This is a genomic window from Ulvibacter antarcticus (genome assembly GCF_003688405.1).
GTDB classification, from domain to species: Bacteria; Bacteroidota; Bacteroidia; order Flavobacteriales; family Flavobacteriaceae; genus Ulvibacter; species Ulvibacter antarcticus.
In genome coordinates this window covers 656,182-682,237 of record NZ_REFC01000012.1, presented here as the reverse complement: position 1 = coordinate 682,237, position 26,056 = coordinate 656,182, and the positions used below count along the sequence as shown (strand labels likewise).

The window sequence follows — 26,056 nt, the reverse complement described above, 5'->3', positions numbered from 1 at the left end:
AAATTCACGAATATTTATTCGTGAATTTGTGGTTATTTCTCTTTGTATGTTTTGGAAATCTACATTCTGATTTCCATCTCAATTGGTTGGTTTGTTACTTCAAATTTTGCATCACTCCATTGTGGCGGACCAAAACTCATGGGGTTGTTTGACAGTCCATAATTCTCTGAAGGCATTCCATTGGCGTCGAAATCCATTCGTTTGTTGGTGTTTTTATCGTGAAAAAGAATGATTGCATATTCACCGGGAGTAATATTAGTAAAAGTTACGTTCGCATTGCCTTCTATTATTTCTCCCACTGCGCCTTCGGAAGGATTCTTCATGAAATTGTCTTGGTTGTAAAGTCCGAATACTACGTTTCCTTCGGTACTTTGTAAAGGAACGTTAATCGTAATTGTAGTTCCTTCCGAAGCTATTTGAGCGTCAGTTTGAGCATTCATAAAAAAGGCAGAAAGTGATAAGGCGAATGTGATTAGTAGCGTTTTCATAATGTTTGGTGTTTAGGTTATTAATTATGAAACAAAGATGGGGTGGATTACAAAGTTCTCATAAACTGGGTTACTCAACTGTCGAATTATTTGGATGAAATGTATTTTTTGAATTAAGAATTAAGAATTAAGAATTAAGAAGAAAGAAGTAAGAAATAAGAAGTAAGACAAAATAAATGAAAATATTTTATCTATTCACTGCTCACTGCTCACTGCTCACTGCTCAGCCTCTTCTCGATACTATTTCTTTACGTTTTACTCCAAGAAATCACTCGAAGTGACAACAATAATCTTTTTTTGCTACCAGCTACCAGCTACCAGCTACCAGCTACCAGCTACCAGCTACTAAAGTAACCCTCTTGCTTTTATTTCTAGATATTTATTGATGGTATTAACGGTAAGGTCTTCGGGGGGAGTAAGGACAGTTTGAATTCCGCGTTGCTGTAATTCCCGCACCATTAGTCTTTTATCGTGTTCAAATTGTTTAGCGATCGTCTGATCAACAATTTCGGGTAGGGTAGTAGCTTCAGACTCGCTTAGTGATTTTAATTCGGTGTTTTCAAAAAAGATCACCACCAACACGTGCTTTTTCGCAATGGCTTGTAAGTATGGTAACTGTCTATGCAGAGATGATATATGCTCGAAATTAGTGTATAGCAATAGTAAACTTCTATGAGTGATCTTCCTTTTTACAAGCGATTGAAGGATTCCATAATCGGCATCCAGAAATTTCGTGTCAACATTGTAAAGAGTCTCCAAAACATTGTTCAGGTAAGTCTTCTTGGCCTTGGCCGGAAGGTAATTTCCTAATTTGTTTGAAAAATCAATCAGCCCAACTTTATCATTTTTTTTGAGTGCAATATTTGAAAAGGCCAATGAACTGTTGATTGCATAATCAACTAATTTTAAGCCGTTAAAAGGCATTTTCATTACACGGCTGGTATCGATCACAGAGTAAATAGGTTGCATTTTTTCATCCTGAAACTGATTCACCATCAGTTGCCCGTTTTTAGCGGTCGATTTCCAATTCACAGTCCGAACATCATCGCCTACAACATATTCCTTGATCTGTTCAAATTCCATGGTATGCCCGATTCGACGTATCTTTTTAAGTCCGATGTGAGACAATCGATTGTCGATAGCTAGAAAATCGTATTGCTTCATTTGGATAAACGAAGGATACACTTTCACCATTTGCTCATTGTTGAACGTATATCGCTTGCGAACCAATCCGATAACAGATGTTGCGTAGCAGTTAAGCCTTCCGAAGCTATACTCACCACGATCAACAGGACGCAGCGAATATTGATAGGTGACTCTGTTTTTACCTTCTATTTTGGTTTTTCTGAAAAAATCTCGTTTCTGAAACTGAACCGGTATTTCATCGATAATCACTACTTCAAGATTAAACGAATAGGTGTTTTGTAATTGAATTAGAACCTCATTTTCATCGCTATTTGAAAATTTTTCCGGAAGGATTCGTTCTCCTTTTAATCCGGCTTTACTAAATAACATTATAATTTCAATAAATGTCACTACCGCCAATCCTAAAACTAAAAGCCATACAATTCCATAGAGCGGCTGCCACCAATACGATATTAAAAACAATATCGCAAGCACAGCCATCGCATAAAAAAAGCGCGGACTAAGATATAAGGACTTTAGAAATTGTATCACTATCTAGGTATTTCGATCGAATGGGCAATCATTTCTATTACTGCTTCGGGTGTCATGCCTTCCATTTCACGTTCAGGAGATAAAATTATACGGTGTCTCAACACAGGTGCCAAGGTACGCTTCACATCATCTGGAGTAACAAAATCTCTTCCGTTGATGGCCGCGTATGCTTTGGCGGCGTTCATGATGGCAAGAGACGCCCGAGGCGATCCTCCAAGATATAAATGCGGATGGTTTCGGGTTTTATCGACAATCTGAGCGATATAATTGAAGATTTTATCCTCTATCAAGATCTCTTGAACCTGCATTCTGAATTTCTTCAAATCGTCCGGCGTTAAAATTCCTTCAATCGCATCCTGAGGCATAACCTGTTTGCGATCGTGATGCGTTTTTAGAATGGTTACCTCTTCGTCCAGCGTTGGATAACCCACTTTTATTTTAAAGAGGAATCTGTCTAACTGAGCTTCAGGTAGGGCATAGGTACCTTCTTGTTCTACAGGATTTTGAGTAGCTAATACCATAAAAGGGTATTCCATTATATAACGTACACCGTCCATAGTGATCTGGCGCTCTTCCATTACTTCAAATAAGGCAGCCTGGGTTTTCGCCGGAGCTCTATTGATCTCGTCAATAAGAATCACATTTGAGAAAATAGGCCCTTTTTTGAACTCAAATTCAGATGCTTTCATGTTTAGTATCGAGGTTCCCAATACATCACTAGGCATGAGATCAGGGGTAAATTGAATTCGGCTGAAATCTGTTTTTAAAGTCTTCGCAAAAAGCTTGGCCGTGATGGTCTTGGCTATTCCGGGGACCCCTTCGATAAGCACATGTCCGTTTGCTAAAAGGCTCACAATTAGCAATTCAATAAAATCCTCCTGACCAATGATGATCTTTGCTAATTGGGATTTTATTGCATTTACCGCCGTTTTGAGTTCTTCCAGTGGAATACGGTTGTTAAAGTGTAATTCGTCATTCTGTAATTCAGGATTTTCCATCAATTTTCTTTTTATAATCTGTAATAAGGTGGTATAGTTTAATCAGTTCTTCTTTTTCTGTATGTTGTTGACTTTGCACTTTTTGGATAAAGTTAAAGAGAGCTACAGTAGCTTCTTCTGTATTGCCACTTCGGGATCCCACCGATTCAAAAAAGCGTTTGTCAAGTTTATCAGTTTGAATTCTCATTCTTGTTCTTATAAATTCCATGAAAAGAGCAATCTGTTTTTTTGCAATTTCGTGGTTTTCATTCTTATCGAGATACATTCCGGCAATAGTTCGTGTGTACTCGTAGGTTTTATTGGTGAGTGGCGGAACCACGGGAATACTTCGCTGCTTGCGCTTTCCTTCAAAAAGGATAAAGAGTAGTGCTCCAATTAGAACAAAATAGTAGGCCCATTTTAAATATTTATTATTAAGTAGAATGTGCAATGGCGATACATTTATGGGTTTCCCAGATTTGTAATAATTGTCCCAGATCAACATTTTATCATCATTAATATACGATAAAACCTTCTTAGTGAAATCGGCATTATTTTCAGCAAGTAAGAAGTAATTCGAAAAAATCTCAGGTTGTAAATGCAGGTAAAATGCTCCTTTGCCTACGGGAGCCTTTATAAAGTTAAGGTTAGGAATAGCAATGCTTAATGTATCATTATAAATTTGAGAAACCCCAAGTGCGATTTGAGATAAGGTATCGATTTTTTCGAAATAACGTACGCTTAAATTTCTTTCTATTCTGAAAGGTTTTTCAGACTTTAACTTAGGATTAATTAAATTCATTAGTGGTTCACTGCCAATAGTGTTTGGAAGCCATGCTGCTTGTGTTTCTAATTGAAGGGTATCTTTTAAAAATTGACTATGGTAATTAGCAGAAGCAAAAACAGTATTTCCTTTCGCGACCCAATTGAGCAATTTTTCAACTTCAATTTTGTCGAAATTAAGGTCATTATTGATAAAGACATAGGTCCCGGAAACAGTTGAATCTTTCAAAACTTCGAATGGCGGACTCTGTTCTTCAATTACTTCAAGATTGCTGTTCTCAGTCAATAAATCATGCAAAACGAAGGTTCCCAGTGGAATCTTATCGGTTTTTGTATAACTTGGAAACCAATTTACCGGTTGTGGTTTAGTAGCTTCCAGATACACCAACGTGCCCAGCAGTAGCAGGAATATTCCAAATAATATCTTCTGAAGCTTAGTCAACTGCTTTTGGTATTTGATGTTCCAGGTTCGTAAAAGTTTGTTGTGCTTTTCTGAAATCTGTTTCGGTTACCAGGAAGTTACCGTACCAGATATAATCATAGATATTTGTTGCTTTTCTGAAATTGTTTTTAATGTTTTCAGAAGTAGTAACGGTCACACTCATTTCAGAGATATAGTCGTTATTCGTCTTATCAAATTCGTACGAAATTAATTCAGCAGAGCTCAATTTTTTCAGAATAAAAAGATAATAATATCGAACTGCCAGTCTATAATCATTAGCATCCAAGGCTTTCTGAATGAGTTTTTTAATATCCTTGGTTTTAATAATCTCCTCTTCTTCGGTAAAAAAGACCTCTGGTTTGTCCTTAGATTTTAATAAATGACTCCCGGGATTAAGTTTGTAAAATAGCCACCCTACAAAAACAATGACTCCTATAATAATAATGTATGGAATGATGCGAACGAGGAAGGCTGTAAATCCATTGCCTTCAAAATCCCCGAATAACCATCTCCAGAAGCGATGCCATAATTCATTTAGCCATGATTTGAACTGCTCCCAGGGATTCTCCACTTGCTGCAACTCTACATAATTAAAGGCTTCATCCTTTTTATATGCCTCAATTTTATCCTGATCAAATTCTATGGGGACAACATCACTATCCAAGTCGTCACGCACTAATCGTCCTTCTAATGGAAGAATAGTATCTTGCGAAAACCCTTCCGAAGAAAAAAGAAGTATAAGACAAAGAAAAATGAATCTATGCATAACTTATTCCTCTTTTCCTAGCGAGTCGATAGCTTCAATAGTACCGGTAAAGTTCCTTTTTTCATTCAGATTATAATAAACAAAAACAGTGCAGATAACGATTAGGGTATATGCCAGATATTGAGCGATCATCGCAACCGCGTTTAGGGCGATATAAATCCCATCGAACAAAGCGGCGGGATCACTGGTAATCTGCTCATTCATTGTAAAGGACTTGATAAAGAAGTAGATATACTGGGGCATTTGAAATATAAATATAATTATATAGTACAATATAAAAACCACTAAGAGCGTGGCAAAAGTCATCCAGAATTCCCCTTTGATAAGATCGAAACAATAGCTGATCGTATCACTTACACTACGTTTTTCAATTACGAGGACCGCATAGGCTGAAGCGAATACCACTCCTAAATAGACTCCCGGTAATAAGCAAAGAATAAGTCCAAAAGCGATGATAAGTCCGGTTAGAAAACCAAGTCCGATAAGACCCCAAAAATCTTTCTTGACACCTGCTTTAACTTCAGCTTCGCTAACGACCCCTTCATTGTTCACATAGGATTTTATATAGTGAAGTACTGTTCCATAGAGTAAAGCATAAAAAGCAACCCCAGATGCCATTAATAATAAAAAGGAAATGAAAAAATTAGCAGAGAACATCCCCAGATCAGTTTGTGCCGATAAAAAATCGAAACTTCCTAAGGTAGACTGCATATAATAGATAAAGGCAAATAACACCAGTAATAGGGCAGGACCTGCAATTCTAAAAATAAGGCCATAAAGTGGTTTCCAATTAAGCCTAATAAACTTAAATGTGTCCGTAAGCATCTCACCGAGATCACGTTGTTTTTTAAATTGAATGAATTCGTTCATTTCTTTTTTTAAGTTTAATTGGATAAAATATGTAGTAATACAAAATTAAATAAAGCGAGCCTCCTATAATCAAAATAGCAAGCCAGTCTGGCATTTCGGTATGTCTGGTAACAAAACCTTCCAGAAAGCCTGCAATGATAAAGAATGGAACTGTGCTCAGCATTATTTTAAGGCCATCTTTGGCACCTCGAATAAATGATTGTAATCGCGTGTAGGTACCCGGAAACAGGATGCTATTTCCTAAAACCAGGCCTGCACATCCGGCAATAATGATTACCGATATCTCAATAGTTCCATGTATCCAGATCGTTCTCACCGATTCCCAAAGGAGTCCTTGATCATGAAAGAAGTATTGAAAAGATCCTAGCATCACGGCATTTCGCATTAGGATAAACAGCGTGCCCAGGCTTAAAAAAAGCCCATAAACAAAGGCATACAAAGCAACCTGAATATTATTTATGGTAATACCTAAGAACATGTTCAGCTCTCCCATTTCTTTATAGACAGCCATAGGGTCGCCTTTTTCAATATTGTCGAGCGTCATATTTACATAGCCATCTCCCAGAATTAAGCGAACGAAATTTCCATCGGAAGCGGCAGAATAGGCCCCTACAATAGAAAATAACAGAAATGTACAGAAGGCAATTAATAGTTGTTTGTGGTATTGTGAAAAAAACAATGGAAATTCTTTGGTGAAAAAAGTGATAAATCGTGTTCTAGACTCACGTTTGGTTTTATATATCTTTTGATGTGCCAGTACCGAAAGGCCATTTAAGTAGTGTAAGGTGTTACTTTTCGGGTAAAAAGTGCGGGCATAACTCAGGTGATCTGTGATTTCAATATAGAGCGCACTAAGTTCATCCGGATTTGTTTGCATATTATTCCGTAGAACATTTTCAAATCTTAACCATTTATCCTTATTTTGCTTGGCAAAAGCAGCTTCGCGCATAAACTGAAGTTGTTTAGCCTCAAAGAAACAGATTTAATGGATAAATTTCAAATAGAAACAGCTCAAAATGTCAACATTATCCAAAATGTTGCAGATGTGGGCGATCGCATATTGGCTTATTTAATAGACGGTCTAATAATCGCTACCTATGTGATAATTGTTTCAGTGTTGTATTCGCAATTATCAATATCGGATGATAATTATATGATAGCCGCAATTACTATTGGCTTACCAATATTTTTATATCATTTACTTTGGGAGATGTTCTGGGATGGTCGCAGTCCGGGAAAGGCAGTTATGAAATTGAGGGTTGTAAAATTGGATGGTACAAAACCTGCTTTTTCAAATTTTATGGTTCGTTGGTTGTTGCGAATAATTGACGTTACGGCTTCTAGCGGTGCTATTGCTTTATTTTCTATATTGTTGAATGGAAAAGGCCAGCGATTAGGCGATATTGCGGCCACTACAACGGTAATTACAGAAAAGAAGACAATTAGCTTATCACAGACGATACTTACCGACATACCCGATGATTACATTCCTAAATACCCACAAGTGACTGTTTTTAAGGATTCGGAAATACAAACGATTAAGAATCTTTATAATCAGTCGAGATACAATGGAAATCACAATGTCATTCTTCGTCTTTCCGAAAAAGTTGCGAAGATGATGGAGGTTAACTTTGATGAGAAACCAGTTGTGTTTATTGACAAGGTGATTAAAGATTATAACTATTATACCCGGAACATGTGAGTTTATTTCTAATTATAGATATTTTAGGAACCATTTCGTTTTCAATTTCTGGAGTGCTAACTGCATTAAAGAAGAAAATGGACCCATTTGGGATATTGATCATTGCCTTTGTCACGGGGGCAGGAGGAGGAACGTTACGTGATCTTTTGATCGACGCCAATATTACCTGGATGCGAAATCTAACGTTTGTGTATGTGATATTTGGAGCTGCGGTGGTGGCAGTAATTTTCAGAAAAAAGTTGGGATATGTAAGAAAATCCTTGTTTTTGTTCGATACCATTGGGATTGCGTTATACACGATTGTAGGAGTGGAGAAAGGCATTGCGGCTGGATTCCCACCATTAATTTGTGTAGCATTAGGTACGATGACCGCTTGCTTTGGAGGTGTAATTCGTGACATATTGTGTAATGAAATACCTGTGATTTTCAGAAAAGAAATTTATGCTACTGCTTGTATTTTAGGAGGTACTGTATATTTTTTACTTCTGAAAACGTCACTCTCTAAAGATTTTATAGTTATTATTTCCGGGTCTATAGTGATCATTATACGCATCTTGGCCGTTACGTTTAAATTGTCACTTCCAAGCATTTATTCGAAGAAAGAAATGTCTGAAGAATAGCTGAAAAGTTTTAAATTCCGAATTCCGAAGTAAAAGAAAAAGGCAACCTTGGCTAATGCAGCTCCAGATTACCTCATATTCTTCTTTTTTAAACAATTTTCTATTTCAAAGGTGAAATAATTTTGAGTGCTCTACAAGTATCAATTCAAATCCGCGCCATTTCAATTCACATGCGTTCTCATTAGAAAAAACAGCTTGCACTTTTTCAAGATACAAGCTGTCTGAAATTCTCCAATTTCAAATAATCAAGTAATAAAGATTTGGATTTTTTATGATGTGTACAACACCAAATATAAAAGTGAACCATTAGGCTTCATAAGCGCAATAGATTACTTAAAATTTGTTTTTTTGCTAAGAGGTTTGAACAATGTTTGTAGGGCTCGGCGGAACGTTCAGCTTGAAGCAGCTCCAGCCACCAGATCTCGTTTCGACTCAATTGTCTAAAGCTGCGTGACACTCTGTAAGACAGGCTAATCTGGCTTATTTCGAGAATCAATCTAGCTAAATATTTATTCAAATTCTAACTTTAGTACCGAACAAGCTATTAACACTATACACGGTTGTGTAGTTTTTTATTCCAAAACTACAAAGAAACCTTTCAAACCTGATAGTATACTTTGAACCGCATATGACGCTAAAATAAGTCCCATAATCTTACTAACCACAGTAATTCCATAATCTCCAACACTTTCCTTTACTTTATTAGCTATAAGAAGCAGTAAACACGTAACTGCAATTACTACAAAAACTAAGATAGTAGTAATGGCTTGTTGTTGAATGGTATATAAGTTGTTATCAGTTAATAATACTACAGCCATAATTGCACCGGGAGATGCAATAGAAGGAATAGCTACAGGAAATATGGTAACATGCTTATAGTCCTTTATTAAATGTTTTTCAGATTCCGGCTTTCCATCTCCAAAAATCATGGTAAGAGCAAATAAAAATAAAATTACACCACCTGATATTTGAAAGGCATCGAGTGAAACATCCATACCGTCAAGAACGATTTGTCCAACTACTATAAAAATTAAAAGTATAAAAAAGGCAATTATGGAAGCTCTAATAGCTACTCGTTTTCTATCACTTTTTTTTAACTGTTTTGTTGCTTCTAAATAAACGGGAACTGAACCTAAAGGATCAATTACTGCAACTAAAAAAAGAATTGTCGTTATAATCTCATTCATTTAATAAGCCTTATTTATTGAATCAATAAAATTAAATATTTTGCATAGTCTTTTCGGCTTTATAGAGAAAATGTTCAGTAAAAAATTACTCACAACTATAGATAGGGGTACTAAAAAATCAACTTTTATCTATTAATAAGTGCTTACTCTAAAATTTCAACTTGTATATAAACATTTTGAAGTGGCCAGTCATCTAATTTTCCGGTTTTAAGATCTGCGATTTTTTCGACAATGTCCATACCTTTAACCACTTTTCCGAAGACAGTATAATTTCCGTTTAGATGACTTGTCGACGTTTGCGGTCCCAGAAAAATGAAAAACTCGAAAGGAATCGAATTTTTATCCGGATTTTCACGATACTCTTTGGCTCCTGAAATAGATCCATAGCTATGTTTTCGACCGTTTTTCAATTCGGCCGGGATTAGATAGTCTTTTCCAATGTCTGCTCGTTTCTCTGGTGTAGAGCGTAAATCACTATTTCCACCCTGAATAATGAAATTAGGAACCACGCGATGAAAGAAGGTGCCATCAAAATATTTTCGCTTCGTCAAATAGATAAAATTGGCGCGATGTAATGGTGTGTCTTGGTACAATTCTAGTTCAATGCCGCCATATTGCGTTGTGATTAACACCTTTGTTTCAGGGTTTTCTTTTCCGTATTTAGTAAAAAATTCTACCGCATTTTCTTCAGTAATTTTCGGAAAATCGGGAAGCTTTTTATCGTCTTTTATTTCTGAGTTGTTTTTTTCTGAAATGGTATCGGTAACAGCTACATTTGCAGCCTTTGTTTTTGCTTCGGAAGACTTTTTATTATCTTCACAAGAGGCGAAGACAAGGAGTAAAGCGAAAGAAATCGATAGTAAATTGTAGCTGAATGACATTTGAAGAATTTGAAAATCGGATTGTAAAAATAGCAAAAATGGAGTTACCCGGAGAAGCCATTCAATTAAAAATGGCTCCGGTCGAAAGACTTCTAGAACTTAAAGATCAGGCGAGACAAAAGAATACAGCTAGAAAAGCAGGAGTGTTAGCACTATTTTATCCGAATGCAAAGAATGAAGCAATGCTCGCGTTAATTCTAAGAAAAACTTATAAAGGGGTTCATTCGGCTCAAATTGGATTCCCTGGAGGTAAAGTAGAAGATGAAGATGCTAACTTAACGGATACAGCCTTAAGAGAAACTGAAGAAGAGATAGGCGTGCCTCGTCTGGCAGTAAATGTTTTAAAGGAACTCACAGAAATTTACATTCCGCCCAGCAATTTTTTTGTGCAAGCTTTCATAGGAATAACCACTACTACACCAGAATTTGTATTACAGGAAGATGAGGTAGAAGAACTCGTAGAAGTTACTTTAGATCATTTTATGGATGACGCTGTTCTCACAACAAAAGTGTTGTCTACATCGTACGCAACTGATATCGATGTTCCTGCATTTTTACTTAACGGGCATGTTGTATGGGGAGCTACTGCAATGATGCTTAGCGAAGTACGAGAATTACTAAAACAACTGCTGTAAACGCTATATTTTGTATATTTACAGCCTTAGGGATATCAGTTTATAGGGTTGTGATGTGCTTTAAAGTAGCGCCGACACTCTGCTGACAATTGAATATAAATTACATGGGGCTTTTTAAAAAAAAAATCCATTCGGACATATAATATTTGTTAAACTTTGGCTTATTCGAATTTTAGGGTCTTTGACTCATCGAAGATTCAAGGGGTTTAATGAGTTGCAGATAGATGGTAGTGAAATTCTAAGAGAGCTTCCGGAAACTAATGTTCTTTTTGTCTCCAATCACCAAACCTATTTTGCGGATGTAGTTGCTATGTTCCACGTTTTTAATGCGAGTTTGAGTGGAAGAGAAGACAATATTAAGAATATTGGGTATTTATGGAAGCCTAAATTGAACCTTTATTTTGTTGCTGCTAAAGAAACCATGCAGTCCGGACTTTTACCTAAAATCCTGGCTTATGCAGGTTCAGTGAGTATCGAGCGTACCTGGAGAGCGGAAGGAAAAGAAGTAAATAGACAGGTAAAAATGAGCGATGTTAGTAGCATTACTAAAGCCTTAAATGATGGCTGGGTAATTACCTTTCCACAAGGAACTACAAAACCATGGAAACCTATACGTAGAGGAACAGCACACCTTATTAAAAAGAATAAACCCATAGTGGTGCCAATCGTAATCGATGGTTTTAGAAGGTCGTTCGACAAAAAAGGCTTACGGACAAAAAAGAAAGGAATTCTACAATCAATGGAGATTAAAGCGCCTTTGAAAATTGACTATGAAAATGATACGGTAGATGCTATCGTTGAACAACTGGAATACGCTATCGAACAACACCCATCTTTCTTAAAAGTAATCCCTTCCGAAGAAATTAAAACTCAGGAAGAACTCAATAAAGACCGTGAGTGGAGATACTAGTGAATTTGTTAAAATTCCAAATTCCAAATTTTTTATAATTCAGCTTAGCAAGAAAAGTTCCTAATTTAGAAAAGGGTGTGGAAGCTATTCTTTTAAATTTCTTAATTCTTAATTCTTGTGTCTAATATCATTAATCTAACATCTAAATCTAGACCTCGATTTTCTCAAGTTCATTATAATTTCGACTCAGTCTTTTCATTAATATTCCATACACAATACGGTAGAAAAGTATGATAAGCCCAATAAATATGGCACCAATTATTAACTGACTAACAAAAAATACAGAAGTAAAACTATCCGGTGGAATGGAGGCATAACCTTCATAATTTTCCACCATTAATTGATATAACTGTTCTTTTTTGGTGTAATAGAATAAGTTCACACCAATGAGTAGTAAGACCGAAGCTGCAACATTATAGACCACGAAATACTTCACTGTTTTACGGGTGTCTAAAATGCTTTTCATCAGATCCTTTATGGTGTCTGTTATTTTAATTCCTCGATAGTTTTTGTAGAATAAATAAATAAACACGGCAAAAATGCAGTAATGAATAATGTTTATCACCAGAAAGGTTGTTTTTAACCCAATCCCATTATTAATCTCTTTGCTTGATTCTGGCACAAAAAAAGCGAGAATCGTCCAGAACAATAACTCACCAATACTAATGAGAAAGATCCATTTTACGATGGAAGAGGATTTTTTAAGCAGCATCTGGTGAATATCCTTATAAGACAGCCTTGGGAGCTCTTGTTCCCTTGATTGCCACTGCTTTTTTAAAAGTTCTAAATTATCCATTGGGGGTTTACGGATTTAAAATTGTTCTCAATTTTTTCTTTATTCTGTTCATTTTTACTCTGGAATTAACTTCTGATATACCTAATGTTTCAGATATTTCCCGATATGATTTGTCTTCCAAATACAAAAACACTAACGCCTTATCAATATCATTCAAATTCTTAACAGCACTATACATCAGTTTCAGTTGCTCTTCAACAGTGTCATCGTAGTCTACAGACTTAATTTTAAAACTTACACTTTCAAAATCTTGAGTCCTTACTCTACGCTTAGATTTTCTGTATAGTGTAATAGCCGTATTTAATGCTACTCTATACATCCAGGTACTAAATTTCGAATCCCCTCTAAATTTTGGAAATGCCTTCCATAATTGGATGGTAATTTCCTGAAACAGATCATTATGCGCATCGCTGTTATTTGTATATAACCTGCAGATCTTGTGCACAATATTCTGATTCTCCTCCAGCTGAGTTACGAAACTATGTTCGAGTTCTTTGTTCAATGATTGATTGTTGGTTATGGCATTAGTAGCCTAATGGAAATGATTGTTACAAAAGTCTTAAAAATTAACCAAAATTGGTATGGTTAACACAACAATTGGTAATTTTGTATTACAAGATTTCAATATGAATATTCCTCACACTCAGATGCCTCGAATTGTAGTAATTGGAGGTGGTTTTGCCGGTATTTCACTAATTCAAAGGTTGCGAAAATTAAATGTTCAAATCGTTCTGTTCGATAAACATAATTATCATGCGTTTCAACCGTTGCTGTATCAAGTTTCCACTGCGGGTTTAGAACCCGATTCTATTGCTTATCCGCTTCGGAAGGTATTTAGAAAGTCAAAGAATTTTCATTTTCGAATGGCCGATGTACAGCATATAGACACAGCCAACAATACTTTAGAAACTTCAATCGGGAATCTGAAATTTGATTATTTAGTGATTGCTTCAGGTACTAAAACTAATTTCTTCGGAAACAAAAACATTGAAACTCATAGCATGCCTATGAAAACAATTCCGCAGGCGTTAAACATCCGAAGCCTTGTTCTTCAAAATATTGAAAAAGCCGATATGACAGATGATCCTTCCGAAAGACGGAGATTGTTAAATTTTGTCGTCGCAGGCGCAGGACCTACAGGTGTTGAATTGGCCGGAGCATTGGCAGAATTCAGAAAAGGAATCCTTGAAAATGATTATCCGCAATTGGAGGAAGAAGAAATGTTTGTACATCTTATTGAAGGTGGTGACAGAGTTCTTCCCCCTATGAGTGCGAAATCATCCCGAAATGCTCAGCAGTTTCTTGAGAAATTAGGAGTGCAAATTCATCTAAATACTTTTATCAAGGATTATGATGGTAAAACAGTTGTTACAAGCGACGCATCCTTCGAAACAGAAACATTTATTTGGGCGGCAGGTGTTACCGGTGCTCCGATAGCAGGTATTGATAGTGATTCCTTAGTAGAAAAAGCAAATCGTTATAAGGTTGATCGCTTCAATTGTATTGTTGGATTCAAAAATATTTTCGCCATTGGTGATATTGCTCTTATGGAAACTGAATCTTTTCCGAAGGGGCACCCTCAAGTGGCGCAACCGGCTATCCAACAAGGAAAACTCTTAGGTAAGAATTTTAAGAAGCTTTTACTTGGTCAAGAAATGGAGCAATTTACCTATTTAGATAAGGGATCTATGGCCACAATTGGAAGGAATAAAGCTGTTTGTGATATCAAAAAGATTCATTTTTCAGGTGCCTTTGCCTGGTTCATTTGGATGTTTGTGCATCTTTGGTCTCTGGTAGGTTTCCGTAATAAGGTGATCACTTTCTTTAATTGGACGTATAATTATATCAACTACGATCGTGCTGCTCGATTGATCATAAGGCCGTTTAAGAAGAATTAATTTTTCTTCGGAAAGATTCGCTACTCTATTTTAACTTTAATAGGACCGCCGCTAGTCACAAAACCTCCGCCAATCTCGTCAATGTTAATATCCAGTTCATCTGAAGTTTCGATGCTTTTAATGTTCACTTTTACTTCGTCGTAGGTATCGACGCTTTTCAGATTTACATTTAGCTCATCGTAGGTATTAATGTCAACGATTCTCACATCCATAGTATTGAACTCATTAACCGGAACGAGTCTGTATTCTGAAGTTTTATCTGCAGTATTATTGCCTTCCGAAGCATAAGCTGAAGGAATTAAATCAAGGTCTTTCACTACTTGAAGTGTTAAACAAATAGCAATAACGGTTAGTATGGTCTTAGTATAAAGATCATTTTTCATAATAATAGATTTTAGTTTGAAGATTATTTATCCTTACTGTATTGGCAAATGCGTTTCGATAAACGTACTTAATTGTAATTGAACATCTAATAAACTGGCTGTATCCCAATTACCATGACCCCCGTTATAAACAGTTAGGTCGTTGGTAATTCCTTCTGCATCCAAGGCGATATCCAAATTTTGCCCATTTGTCAATGGAACTAAAGGATCTTGATTCCCATAAAACATGAGGGTAGGACTACTGCTACTTGAAACCTGATATACGGGACTTGTAGCTTCGGCGAAATTCGTATTACTGGGATACGCACTTTCATCTACCAACAAACTTAGTAATATGGGGAAATTAGGATTATTTGTGTAAAACGGATCAGTAAAATCACTAGGTCCCACAATGTCACAAACAAACTTAACGCTATCTGTTGTGTCATAAACATAGTCGTACATCAAAGAGATATGAGCTCCTGCACTGATACCTATTAGTCCGAATTCCGGATCGATTTGGAGACTTTCTTTTTCAGTTGTGAGTTTATTTATAACGCTTTGAAGGTCTAGAAATTGATTAGGAAAAGCAGGAGATGTGAGCGTAGCAAGCACATAATTAATATTTACGATTGCATGATCAGGATGATTATCCTGAATAAGCGTGATATAACCATCCATATCTAGTTTATCACCTTCAGTCCAGCCACCGCCATGAACAAGAACAATTACTTTAGTTTTATTCGATTTTCGATCTGCCGGCAAATACAAATCATATTTCTGTTGCGCATGGCTTCCGTAAGAAACATTTAAAAGTATTTCGGCCTCCAGTGGTTGCTGATTGACTATGGGAGAGTCATCTTCAGAAGAACAAAAAACAAATAAACTTGATAAAATTATTCCAAATAATACATAGAAAACCTTCTTACTCATAGCAAATACTTTTTCAGATAACGTAAAAAAAGGGAATTTATGTTAATGAATCGCGATATGAGATGAATATCTGAAAAAAACGACTAATTTTAAATGTCAAATGATAAATAATGGCTGATTTTATTAAAATATACCCACAAAATCCTAATCCGAAGGACGTGAAAAAAGTGGTAGATATCCTCAAAAAAGGAGGAGTAATAATCTACCCCAGTGATACAGTTTATGCCCTGGGCTGCGATATTAACAATACCAGAGCGTTGGAAAAAGTGGCTCAGATAAGAGGTGTAAAATTGGAAAAGGCCAATTTTTCATTTGTGTGCAGGGATCTAAGTAATTTAAGCGATTATGTAAAACAAATAGACACAGCCACCTTTAAGCTACTAAAACGGGCTCTACCGGGACCTTATACTTTTATCCTACCCGGAAATAATAATCTCCCTACTGTCTTCAAAAAGAAAAAGGAAGTCGGGATTAGAGTGCCGGACAATTCCATAGTGCAGGCAATAATTGAAGGTTTGGGAAATCCGATTATCTCTACATCAATTAGGGATGAAGATGAAGTGATAGAATATACTACAGATCCAGAGCTGATTTACGAAAAATGGCAACATCTTGTGGACGCGGTAATTGATGGCGGTTATGGTGACAATGTGGCTTCTACAGTAATCGATCTAACAGGCGATGAGCCAATCGTAGTTAGAGAAGGTAAGGGGAGTCTGGAAATATAGTCACCCTTATTTCTTGTTGCTTTGTTGCTCTTGGTTTGCAATAAATTTTCGTAAAAGTTTATTAGTTTGTGCGTTGAGTTTTTTTCTGAAAAATCCGGTCCATCCCAGCAAAAGCCCCTTAAATCCCATCGCTTGTTTTGCCCAACTGTATAGGTTGAAGCTATCAACATGTTTTATTATCTTACCGTCTTTAATCTCAAATTCTGCATGAATACTATTGTGAACCTTTCTTCCTGTTTGACTAAAAGTATAGAAAGCTTCCCATTTGGCTTTTGCCTTATCGCGTGAACACTCAATTTCTGAAGCTTTTACACGAAAATCTTTGCCTTTCTGAGAATGACACAACATTCGCCACATATTTTTGGCGTCTTCACCTTTCAGAACACCAAATGCCGGATCCTGGAAGGTAATATCAGGATGATAACAGGCCACCATTTTTTCGGCATCCAATTTCTCGAATGCCTGGTAAAAATCAACTATGATATTATCATTTTCTTTCAAAATTTGGTTATGGTTATTTTATACAACATTATTGAACTTTTGCTCCCTGCGTTCATTTCTCAAGGTGATTTTTTTCTTCATCCAATCGGGATATAGCGTGTCATCTTCGGCTTCATAAATACGAACATCTTGCGTTTCGTCGGCTTGTATTAATTCGTCCTGACGTTTACCCAGAATCTCACCAGCCGTTTGTACTCCTGAATAGCTTGCACCGGCGATTCCATGTGCTGCTATGCTGGCGCCACATAAATATAAGTTTTCTATTTCACTTTTTGCTTTGAACGAGAAGGGACCAATATGTTTTAAACTTTTTTCGGTGCCATACACACTACCATCTGTTGAGTTTACGTAGTACTCATTGGTAATCGGCGTGCCTAGTTCCAAGCCTACAATATGCGCCCTGATGTTTGGGATTCTCTTTTCAACCGTATTGATCATTTTATTCGTTAAAGTCTCTTTAAAGTCCAAATATGCTTGCGATCGCTCACTTTGTTCATTTTCAAATTCTTTAAAAGCCTCATAATTTATGTAAGTAATAGCTTCAATTGTGTGATGCTTTCCGTCGAAACTAGCGGGGTCTTTCAGAGTAGTACAACTTATAAACATTCCCGGAAAGGTATCTCCAATTCTTAAATCTTCACTTTCCATTTTTTCGAATATAGTATCCAAACATTCATCGTCAAACAGCCAAACATTCCCAGAATCAATACCTTCTTTTCTTAGATCCATATCCACAGTTAGAAAAAGCATTAACGAAGTGCAGGAATATTTAGTCTTTTCAAGTTTCTTGGTTAGTTTTTTACTAATATTTTCACGACCAATTAGATCCATATAGGTAATTCCGGGATCGGCATTCGAAATAATTGTATTTGCATAAATTTTCTCGCCATTGTCGAGTTCAACACCTATTGCGCGTTTTTTCTTAGTACCTTCCAGAAGGATTTTTTTCACACCACTACTTGTGCGCACTGAGTTTCCTTGCTTTTTCAGTGAATTCGTCATCGCCTTGATTATAGCAGCTCCACCACCCATAGGGTAAAATCCGCCGTTAAAATAATGATCCATTACAGCACAATGCAACGGAAAACTAGCTCGGGCAGGAGGGAGGCCATGATCCCCAAATTGTATATTGAGTATCTTTTTTAGTAGTGGGTCTTTTATATGCCAGTTAATAACTCTTTTTAAACTGAAAAGTCCGTATTTCCCCATATCCTTGGTGCGAAAGGGTATCGTAATCTGTTCCCATAAGTTTTTTATCTTCGGAATGAGTTGTAATTGCCGACTCACCCTGCGTACTTTAGATAGGTAGTTGTAAATATTCTTACGTTCTTCCGGAAATTTTTCTGAAAGTTTTTCAACTAAGTCGTCAAAATTGCTTGGAAAATCAAATTGGTCTTCGCCAATGATACAATGCTCATAGGCTTCGGGGTTCATTCTAAAAAAAACAAGATCGTTTGCAATGCCTAAACCTTCATAAAGTAGACTGGTAGATTGTCCTTTGTCTAAGAGTCCAATATAATGCACTCCGGGCGTGAACCGATGACCATTGAGATAAAAACTATGACACCATCCTCCGGGAACATCATGTTGTTCTAAAACTAGTACTTTTTGTCCGTGTTGTGAAAGACAGATCGCGGCACTAAGTCCGCCGGCGCCCGATCCAATTATTATAGTGTCAAATTTTTCTATGCTCATTAATGCCTCATGATAAATCGAATTATTTAAGAACGATTTTTGTTTGTTTAAAAGTAACCTTTTAAAACTAAATAATAAATCATAGACAAAAAAAACCGGCCATAGGCCGGGTAACTGGGGAGTTAGTTTTATATAATAAACGGCTGTAATCCGTAGTCGGAATTACATTCGTTTTATCACAAATTCACATCGTCTGTTTACTTCGTGCTGTTCTTCGTCGCAAGCTTCTTCAGTGGCGCAACTCACTATTGGGTCACTTTCGCCGTAGCCTTTAGCTGATATGCGACTACTTTCAACACCTTGTTCTAAAAAGTAATCAAGTACCGAATTTGCTCGCTTCTGTGAAAGATTTGCGTTGTAACTGGCCGAACCACGAATGTCTGTATGCGTTCCTATTTCGACGATCATGCTAGGATATTTTTTCATGATAGCGATCACTTTGTTACTAATCTTTTTTGAATCCTTCCGCATATACCAAAGGTTGTAATCGAATCGCATATCTTCAACCTTGATTAACAATTTATCATCTCTTTTAACGATTTCTCTTTCTGAATTAATGATATTTTTAACTCTATCCTTTTCATTTTCCAGTTTCAGTTTTTCTTCCGCAAGACGTTCGGCATCTTCTTTTTTGCGTATACTTTCCAAAGAAATTAATTCCATAGATGCGTCGTTGACCATTCCGCGTTGTTTTCCGAGGAAAATCGTACGACTTTTATCCTGATAACCAACTTTTGAAGCATTGACTTCAATGGTAAGTTCACAATTTGCCGGGAGTTTAAAAGCACCATTCTCATCTGAAGTGAAAGTGGCAATTATCGTGGCATTGTTATCATTGTCCAATACATTAAGAGCCACGTTCGCAAGTGGTTCTTTAGTCACTGCATCGCTAATTATACCAGCGATAAACTGACCGCAATCTTCAATTTTTAAATCCTTTGTTTCTTTAATTTTATAGATATCATCCTTTCCTTTTCCTCCCGGTCGATTAGAGGCAAAATATCCCTCTTTAGTCCTTTCATTTATATTAAACGAAAAATCGTCAAAACCACTGTTTATAGGGAATCCTACGTTGTCGGGTTTAGAAAAGCTACCATTTTTTTCTTCGGAAACAAATACATCCAAGGCACCAAAACCCGGTAATCCGTCTGAAGAATAATAGAGTTTGCCTTTTTCACTTATATAAGGAAACTGTTCTCTATGCTTTGTATTAATTGTATTTCCAAGGTTCACGGGAGCTCCATAGGTGCCGTTTTCATGAACATCTACTTTGAAAATATCGAAAGAACCAATGGTTCCTGGCATGTCTGAAGCAAAGTACAATGTTTTTTCATCAGTACTTAGCGCCGGATGTTCAATTGAAAAATTGTTTCCATTAAATGGCAACACTTCAATATTGCTCCATTTGCCATCTATCAATTGAGCCTTGAATAATTCGACGTGTAATACATCGTTCTCATCTTTGCTCTTTTTTCCGTTGATATAGTAATTTCTTGTGAAGTAAATGGTGTTTCCGTCTTTAGTGAAAATTGCATTTGCCTCATGAAGCTTGGTATTGATCTTTTCAGAAAAACCAACAGCAACGCTATTCCCGAACTTTAAACTGTCCTTAGACGCGGTGTAAAGGTCCAAATAACCTTCTCCATTCCAGTGGTATTTAAAATCCAGTAATCCTTTTTCTTTAGAAGGTGCTGCAAAAATTACCTGATCACCAAATTCGATCATTCCAAATTCTGACTGCTCGGTATTAATTTTTAGATTTTCCATTGAAAATCGATCTCCCATCCCTTTTACATTCTCAAGGTATTTTATTTCGTCATCCAGTTTTTTCAGTCCTTCGGAATCATTGTTTACTTTAAAAACATTGCGTTGTACAGTATAAGCATCCTCGTAACTTTCGATCGCTTTTAATGTCTGAACATATTTGAATAAAGCAGTTTCCTCCAGATCGTTCCCGAATTTATTAGACAAATAGCGATACCATCTTGAAGCGGCTTTGAAATTTCCTGTATTGTAATAACTATCGGCTAGTTTTTGAACAACTTCGGAAGCATTATTCTTCTTTACGATGCTTTCATAAAGAGGAATCGCTTCGAAATAATAAGCATTTTCGAAGTATTTGTTGGCTCGTTTCAAATCGGCTTGTGCATGAGAAACAACTGTAAATCCGATAAATAATATAAGAATTGAAAAGTATTTCATGATCATACGTTTTAAAAGAATCTAGGTGATTTATCGAATCCTGAAGTAAGACTCATAAGATCGAGATCGAACAGCACAAAAATTTCATGAGAACCCGAATTGTAATTGCCGAAATTCGTCAAAGTATGATCGTAGGCGTATCCTATTTTCAGGTCTGGCGTAACTTTGAAATTTAACATACCACTCACCGAATCATCAAATCTGTAAGAAACTCCACCTTCCACTCTTTGATAACATAGCATATTCAAGGATACATCGATCATAAATGGGGAATTGGAAACCGCTCTAATCATCGTAGATGGTTTAAGCAAATAATTTTCATTTATTGCTAGCACATAACCGGCTGTAAGGAAACTGTGTATTTCCTCAGATCCTAGTCGAGCTAGGCCATCCTGTTCCTCTAAATGTTTGGAATTTAAAAGATTTGGTGCCGAAAGTCCGATATAATAATTGTGAGAAAAGAAATATGCACCTATTCCCAAATTTGGAAATGTTCTGCTTTGACCCGGACCAAAAGCGATATCGGTGTCGGCTGTTCCAGACTCCAAATTGAAGCCGTTAAAGTCTGTTTTAAACAGTGTTACACCTGCTTTTAAACCAAGAGACAGATGTTTTCCTTTATCATCCAATTGTAATTTATAAGCAAAATCACCGTAAATATTATGTTCGTTAAGTACACCTTCCCCTATATTATCTGAAATAAATGAGAGGCCCATTTCTATCTTATCATTTACAGGTAAGTGACCGAAAAAGGAATAGGATTTGGGACCTCCAACAGCACCCACCCATTGCGTGCGATGTAAAAGTCCGAAGTTTACAATTCCTAAATCATCTGTGGCATAGGCTGGATTCACCACACTCATATTGTACATATACTGTGTGTATTGTGGATCCTGCTGTGCATGGCATAATTGCGAAAATGCAATAAGGCCAATGATACAGAGGTATTTTATTTTAAGTAGGTTATTTTTCATCTGGTCTCGTCTGGGGGGGTTAACGGCTTAGATATAATCTTCCTTGCTTTGGGGGCAGGTCGAGTTTATTGAATTCTATCACATAAAAATAGACACCTGTTGGCATAATACCTTTTCCGAGGGAGCCTTTACTACTTACACCATCCCATGGACCAGTGCTGGTATTTCCTTCAAAAAGAATTTTTCCGTAGCGATTGTAAATTGAAATGGAATAATCTGGAAAAATGATATTGAAATTCACAAGATTGTATACGTCGTTTACGCCGTCGTTGTTTGGGGAAAATCCATCCGGGATAAACGATTCGAATGTTTCCGGGCTACAGTTATCTAATGTCACGCTTACTGGAACTCTATCACTTTCACAACCATTTATGGGATCAAAACCGCAGACATAATAAGTTCCGGGCTCTGCCATCTGTGATCGCTCAAGTATTACATCTGAAGTAAGGTTGGCGAACCAATTTAGATTATAAGGGCCTGAAATAAAAACATTCTTTTCTATATCGGCTATTGTTGGGGCATCTATGATACATAGATTCCCTGCAAAATCATCAACTTCAGGATTAGGAATGGTAATAATTTGAGGAGTGATGCTAATTAATGTATTGCTTACGCAAGCATTTATTTGTTCGCCAGCATAATAAGTCATACCATTTACAATCATGCTAGTTGGATCGATCATATTTCCGCCATTAGGAGCATCATACCATATCACGCCGCCACCATTCTGTGTTTGTACGTTTAAATCGTTAAGAGTAGGTGCTGTTTCAACACAAAAAATAGGTGTTTCAGAATCAACAATAACAATGCTGGTTTCTGAAAGTGTTACTTGTACACTGCTTCTGTCTGAACTATAACAGTTGTTAATCGGATCGGTACCAGAAACAAAATATTCTTCACCATTAATAAGTGGCGTGTTAACATCAAGTGGGGTAGTGGACGTCGCTGTTTCATGCCAAACAAGGCCATTTCCTGAAATTATAACAATATCGTTAATTGTTGGCACATCCGGTAAGTATGATTCTAGACAAAAACTTTGTTGGGCATCAAGTATGGGTGCATCCGGAATTCCTTGTATTGAGAAATTTTCAATAACTTCGAATTCGAATATTTCCCGACAAGGTGTTGAATCGGTTTGAATACTATGTATTCTTACTACATAATTGCCTTGAGGAAGATTTGATATGCTAACGTCGTAGTTAGCAGTCCCTCCCGAGAATACTATAGTATTTGTGATTAACTCAATTGATTGGTTTAATTCGGTTACAGTGTATGTAACTGTATATTGCCCAGAAGTCAAATATGGTGCATTAATGATTACCTGGAGTGTTGTCGCCACACATGGATTATCAATTATTAGGTCCAAAACGATACTATCAGGTCTAGAATTGACCGTAAATGTGTCACTTATTGCATTTATCGCGCAGGGTACTGTAAAGTTAAAAGGATCTTCAATATTAACCGTATATAAGCCTGTTTCTAAAATGAGAACTGAATCGATAGCAAAGTTTCCCGTTCCATTGTTGAAATTTATTTCCGGAGATGTTAGATTTTGAATTGAGCCTGAAGGACTTGTAAGAGTATAGTTTATACTATAAGATTCGTTTGATGGATCTGAAACAGAAGCGTTAACAACATTACTTAAAACTACTATTGGGTCGTCGTTGAAACATATATTGTTAACCTGAATTAATGGCATAACAATATCGATAACCTTAAATGAATCTTCAATCATACCTACATCGCTGGTACAAAAGATATGTGGCCCTATATCTGTAATAGTAACAATAATATCAACATTGGTAGGAAATGGCTCTTGGAGTTCAAAGTTACCTACACCGTTGGTAAGCGTAGCATATTCAGAAAAAGTTGTGTTTACACCGCCTGTTAGGGTACCTTCAATGAGATAGAATCCTTCGTTTAATAATGAATCATCATAATTGATTAACACTACTGCCGGACCTTCATCAACACAGAAATCATCGACAGAAATCGAACCATTTAAAATAAACTTTTCTTCTATCACTACTTCAACAGATGTTTGTTGATCCGGACAAACTCCTTGTTGAGAGACTACACGATAGGTGTAACTATACACTCCCGGACCGTTAGTGTCATATAATTCCTGAAGATTTATATGATGATCTGTTGCAAATGTAATTTGGCCGGAGTCTACATCATCAAACCATTGTCCATTTGCATCTTCATTAACAAGATGGTCGAATAAGTCGACATTTGTGTAAATACTTAAATCTTCAGTTTCACATAATCCAATAGGTATGGGGGTTCCGGAAACAGGTAATCTATGGATTTCCACTATGACTCTTGATGTTCTTGCTGGACAGCTACCTATTGCTGGTACGGTGTAATCGAATGTATAATTTCCAGGAGTCAATCCATTTGTATCAAAAAATTCTTGGCTTAATCCACCAGTTGCTCCGGCAGGTACTTCTTCCCAATCTCCATTAATATCACTGTCCAATTCGGGTGAGACACTATCAAGAAATGAAAAGAGGTTGACGATATCCCCTTGACAAGCATTGGCGCCACCATCCACATTGTTTTCTCCAGAATAACCTCCCAGTTGTATTGTTACAGCAGCAGTACTTGTATCACATGATGGAAATGAGTAAGTAAATGAATGTTCTCCCGAGATATTGATACCCCATAGATTGAGGATACCCGTTGTTTCATTCAAAGCGTCATTGTTAAATGGATCATCACTTTGCCAGATTCCTCCAGGTACAGGGTTTCCATTTAATTGCAAAAATAAATCATACGCTTGATTAGTAGGGTCCTGTTCCTTTTCACAAACACTAACAGTATTCGAGGTACCGGCACATTGTGCATACGATTGACTAGTAGATAAAATAAAACATACTAGTACAACATAAAACGAACAGACCTTCTTATTGTAGAAATTTAACATAAATGATCGGGGGTTAGTTAAGTTTTCTTTAAGACTTGGACTACAAATGTAATTTTATTTTTCAATAAATTACACTTTAACGAAGAAAATTTACATTTTATCTATGTTTTGGTAAATACACCTACCCTTTGTAGGTTTATTTTTTGAAAGAATCATACAAAGTATAGGTTTCATTTTTTGACATAAAAAAAGCCGAACTATTTAAAGTTCGGCTTTTAAATTTTTATTTAAATCTACTTAGTTTCCTGTAGCAGAAAGTGATTTCATTTCTTTCTCGATCATATCATAGAATTGATCAATCTTAGGTAGTACCACAATTCTTGTACGTCTGTTAGTAGCTTTATTCTCTGCAGAATCATTAGGTACTAAAGGCACATAGTGACTACGTCCTGCGGCGATTAAACGTTGTGGTCCAACTCCAAGTCCTTCTAAAGCACGAACAATAGCCGTTGCTCTTTTCACACTTAAATCCCAGTTGTCTATCAACACACCATTCTGATAAGGCACATTATCGGTATGTCCCTCAACCATACATTCGAAATCTGGTTTTCCATTCACTACTTTAGCAACTTTTCCAAGAATTTCATCTGCTCTACCTGTAATTTGGTAACTACCACTCTTGAATAATAATTTATCTGCGATAGAGATAAATACAACACCTTTTTCTACGTTAATCTCAATATCCGGATCATTCATACCAACTTCTCTCTTAAGACTGGTTACTAATGCTAAAGTAACACTGTCCTTTTTGGTTAAAGCGTCTTGTAAGCGTGATATTTTTAGATCTTTTTCTTTTAAACTTTCTAACGATTTTTCAAGGTTTGTAGCTCCTTTAGATGTTAACATAGTTAAATCTTTGGAACTCTGGATCAAATCCGAGTTTGTTTTCTTCATATCTGCCAATCGCTCAGCAAGTTCTTTTGCTCGCGCTTCTGCAGTCGCTCTGTCTGTTAAACAACTGTTTAATTTCACAGTAGCAGTATTCAACAAATCTTTAGTGTTCTTGTACTGACTTTCCAAATCTGTGTATTTCTTTTTAGAAACACAAGACGTCAGCAGTAAACTTGAAGAAATGGCTAAAATCAATAGTTTTTTCATAA

Annotated in this window: 24 protein-coding genes and 1 pseudogene; 6 read left to right on the top strand and 19 right to left on the bottom strand. The window is 36.5% G+C overall.

Going from position 1 to position 26,056, the window contains the following annotated elements; translation table 11 throughout:
• Positions 1-59 precede the first annotated feature (59 nt).
• From BXY75_RS07940 to BXY75_RS07910, 7 genes are all read right to left on the bottom strand, one after another.
• Positions 60-488 (bottom strand): DUF2141 domain-containing protein, encoded by a 429-nt coding sequence (locus BXY75_RS07940; protein ID WP_121907176.1) that lies wholly within the window; start codon positions 486-488, stop codon positions 60-62.
• Between the two features lie 345 nt (positions 489-833).
• Positions 834-2,162 (bottom strand): DUF58 domain-containing protein, encoded by a 1,329-nt coding sequence (locus BXY75_RS07935; protein ID WP_394347347.1) that lies wholly within the window; start codon positions 2,160-2,162, stop codon positions 834-836.
• 2 nt (positions 2,163-2,164) lie between these two features.
• Positions 2,165-3,163 (bottom strand): AAA family ATPase, encoded by a 999-nt coding sequence (locus BXY75_RS07930; protein ID WP_121907174.1) that lies wholly within the window; start codon positions 3,161-3,163, stop codon positions 2,165-2,167.
• Complete coding sequence (locus tag BXY75_RS07925) at positions 3,150-4,367, bottom strand: DUF4350 domain-containing protein (RefSeq protein ID WP_170152867.1); 1,218 nt, start codon at positions 4,365-4,367, stop codon at positions 3,150-3,152. Before BXY75_RS07925 ends, BXY75_RS07930 begins: the two co-directional genes overlap by 14 nt.
• Positions 4,360-5,133, bottom strand: a complete 774-nt coding sequence (locus tag BXY75_RS07920; protein WP_121907172.1) for a DUF4129 domain-containing protein — start codon at positions 5,131-5,133, stop codon at positions 4,360-4,362. Before BXY75_RS07920 ends, BXY75_RS07925 begins: the two co-directional genes overlap by 8 nt.
• A 3-nt stretch (positions 5,134-5,136) precedes the next feature.
• The gene (locus BXY75_RS07915; RefSeq protein WP_121907171.1) at positions 5,137-6,003 is read right to left on the bottom strand and encodes a hypothetical protein; all 867 of its coding nucleotides are present in this window, start codon (positions 6,001-6,003) and stop codon (positions 5,137-5,139) included.
• A complete protein-coding gene (locus tag BXY75_RS07910; RefSeq protein ID WP_121907170.1) occupies positions 5,981-6,952 on the bottom strand; it encodes a stage II sporulation protein M in 972 nt (323 codons plus the stop codon). Before BXY75_RS07910 ends, BXY75_RS07915 begins: the two co-directional genes overlap by 23 nt.
• Positions 6,953-6,988: 36 nt before the next feature.
• On the opposite strand from BXY75_RS07910, the gene BXY75_RS07905 reads away from it, so the two are divergent.
• Both BXY75_RS07905 and BXY75_RS07900 read left to right on the top strand, forming a co-directional pair.
• Entirely contained in the window at positions 6,989-7,705 is a 717-nt protein-coding gene (locus BXY75_RS07905; RefSeq protein ID WP_121907388.1) for an RDD family protein, read from the top strand.
• Positions 7,702-8,325, top strand: coding sequence for a trimeric intracellular cation channel family protein (locus BXY75_RS07900; RefSeq protein WP_121907169.1), 624 nt, complete (start codon positions 7,702-7,704; stop codon positions 8,323-8,325). Before BXY75_RS07905 ends, BXY75_RS07900 begins: the two co-directional genes overlap by 4 nt.
• Before the next feature lie 572 nt (positions 8,326-8,897).
• Here BXY75_RS07900 and BXY75_RS07895 read toward each other — a convergent pair.
• The gene (locus BXY75_RS07895) at positions 8,898-9,512 is read right to left on the bottom strand and encodes a MarC family protein (RefSeq protein WP_121907168.1); all 615 of its coding nucleotides are present in this window, start codon (positions 9,510-9,512) and stop codon (positions 8,898-8,900) included.
• Positions 9,513-9,655: 143 nt separating this feature from the next.
• Complete coding sequence (locus BXY75_RS07890) at positions 9,656-10,393, bottom strand: peptidylprolyl isomerase (protein ID WP_121907167.1); 738 nt, start codon at positions 10,391-10,393, stop codon at positions 9,656-9,658.
• On the opposite strand from BXY75_RS07890, the gene BXY75_RS07885 reads away from it, so the two are divergent.
• Together BXY75_RS07885 and BXY75_RS07880 are read left to right on the top strand one after the other, a co-directional pair.
• Positions 10,387-11,028, top strand: a complete 642-nt coding sequence (locus tag BXY75_RS07885) for an NUDIX hydrolase (RefSeq protein ID WP_121907166.1) — start codon at positions 10,387-10,389, stop codon at positions 11,026-11,028. The two genes, BXY75_RS07890 and BXY75_RS07885, sit on opposite strands and share 7 nt — an antisense overlap.
• A 104-nt stretch (positions 11,029-11,132) precedes the next feature.
• Positions 11,133-11,938 (top strand): annotated as a pseudogene (locus tag BXY75_RS07880) (lysophospholipid acyltransferase family protein).
• A 148-nt stretch (positions 11,939-12,086) separates the two neighbouring features.
• On the opposite strand, the gene BXY75_RS07875 reads toward BXY75_RS07880, so the two are convergent.
• Together BXY75_RS07875 and BXY75_RS07870 are read right to left on the bottom strand one after the other, a co-directional pair.
• Complete coding sequence (locus BXY75_RS07875) at positions 12,087-12,734, bottom strand: hypothetical protein (RefSeq protein WP_121907164.1); 648 nt, start codon at positions 12,732-12,734, stop codon at positions 12,087-12,089.
• Between the two features lie 7 nt (positions 12,735-12,741).
• A complete protein-coding gene (locus BXY75_RS07870) occupies positions 12,742-13,236 on the bottom strand; it encodes an RNA polymerase sigma factor (RefSeq protein WP_121907163.1) in 495 nt (164 codons plus the stop codon).
• Between the two features lie 124 nt (positions 13,237-13,360).
• Here BXY75_RS07870 and BXY75_RS07865 point away from each other — a divergent pair, with 124 nt between their 5' ends.
• Positions 13,361-14,632 (top strand): NAD(P)/FAD-dependent oxidoreductase, encoded by a 1,272-nt coding sequence (locus BXY75_RS07865; protein WP_121907387.1) that lies wholly within the window; start codon positions 13,361-13,363, stop codon positions 14,630-14,632.
• A gap of 20 nt (positions 14,633-14,652) precedes the next feature.
• On the opposite strand, the gene BXY75_RS07860 is transcribed toward BXY75_RS07865, so the two are convergent.
• Entirely contained in the window at positions 14,653-15,015 is a 363-nt protein-coding gene (locus BXY75_RS07860; RefSeq protein ID WP_121907162.1) for a hypothetical protein, read from the bottom strand.
• A 33-nt stretch (positions 15,016-15,048) separates the two neighbouring features.
• Positions 15,049-15,927 (bottom strand): alpha/beta hydrolase, encoded by an 879-nt coding sequence (locus tag BXY75_RS07855; protein WP_121907161.1) that lies wholly within the window; start codon positions 15,925-15,927, stop codon positions 15,049-15,051.
• A 110-nt stretch (positions 15,928-16,037) separates the two neighbouring features.
• Between BXY75_RS07855 and BXY75_RS07850 the strand changes: the two genes are divergently transcribed.
• Positions 16,038-16,655, top strand: a complete 618-nt coding sequence (locus BXY75_RS07850) for an L-threonylcarbamoyladenylate synthase (RefSeq protein ID WP_121907160.1) — start codon at positions 16,038-16,040, stop codon at positions 16,653-16,655.
• A 6-nt stretch (positions 16,656-16,661) separates the two neighbouring features.
• Here the strand turns inward: BXY75_RS07850 and BXY75_RS07845 are convergent, their stop codons facing one another.
• From BXY75_RS07845 to BXY75_RS07820, 6 genes are all read right to left on the bottom strand, one after another.
• Positions 16,662-17,156, bottom strand: coding sequence for a nuclear transport factor 2 family protein (locus BXY75_RS07845; protein WP_245962938.1), 495 nt, complete (start codon positions 17,154-17,156; stop codon positions 16,662-16,664).
• 18 nt (positions 17,157-17,174) lie between these two features.
• The gene (locus tag BXY75_RS07840; protein WP_121907158.1) at positions 17,175-18,851 is read right to left on the bottom strand and encodes a phytoene desaturase family protein; all 1,677 of its coding nucleotides are present in this window, start codon (positions 18,849-18,851) and stop codon (positions 17,175-17,177) included.
• A 162-nt stretch (positions 18,852-19,013) separates the two neighbouring features.
• Positions 19,014-21,053, bottom strand: a complete 2,040-nt coding sequence (locus BXY75_RS07835) for an OmpA family protein (RefSeq protein ID WP_170152866.1) — start codon at positions 21,051-21,053, stop codon at positions 19,014-19,016.
• Between the two features lie 11 nt (positions 21,054-21,064).
• The gene (locus BXY75_RS07830; RefSeq protein ID WP_121907156.1) at positions 21,065-22,027 is read right to left on the bottom strand and encodes a PorP/SprF family type IX secretion system membrane protein; all 963 of its coding nucleotides are present in this window, start codon (positions 22,025-22,027) and stop codon (positions 21,065-21,067) included.
• 19 nt (positions 22,028-22,046) lie between these two features.
• Positions 22,047-24,956: a gliding motility-associated C-terminal domain-containing protein gene (locus BXY75_RS07825; protein ID WP_121907155.1), complete on the bottom strand. Its 2,910-nt coding sequence runs from the start codon at positions 24,954-24,956 to the stop codon at positions 22,047-22,049.
• Between the two features lie 237 nt (positions 24,957-25,193).
• Positions 25,194-26,054, bottom strand: coding sequence for an OmpA/MotB family protein (locus BXY75_RS07820; RefSeq protein WP_121907154.1), 861 nt, complete (start codon positions 26,052-26,054; stop codon positions 25,194-25,196).
• Positions 26,055-26,056 lie beyond the last annotated feature (2 nt).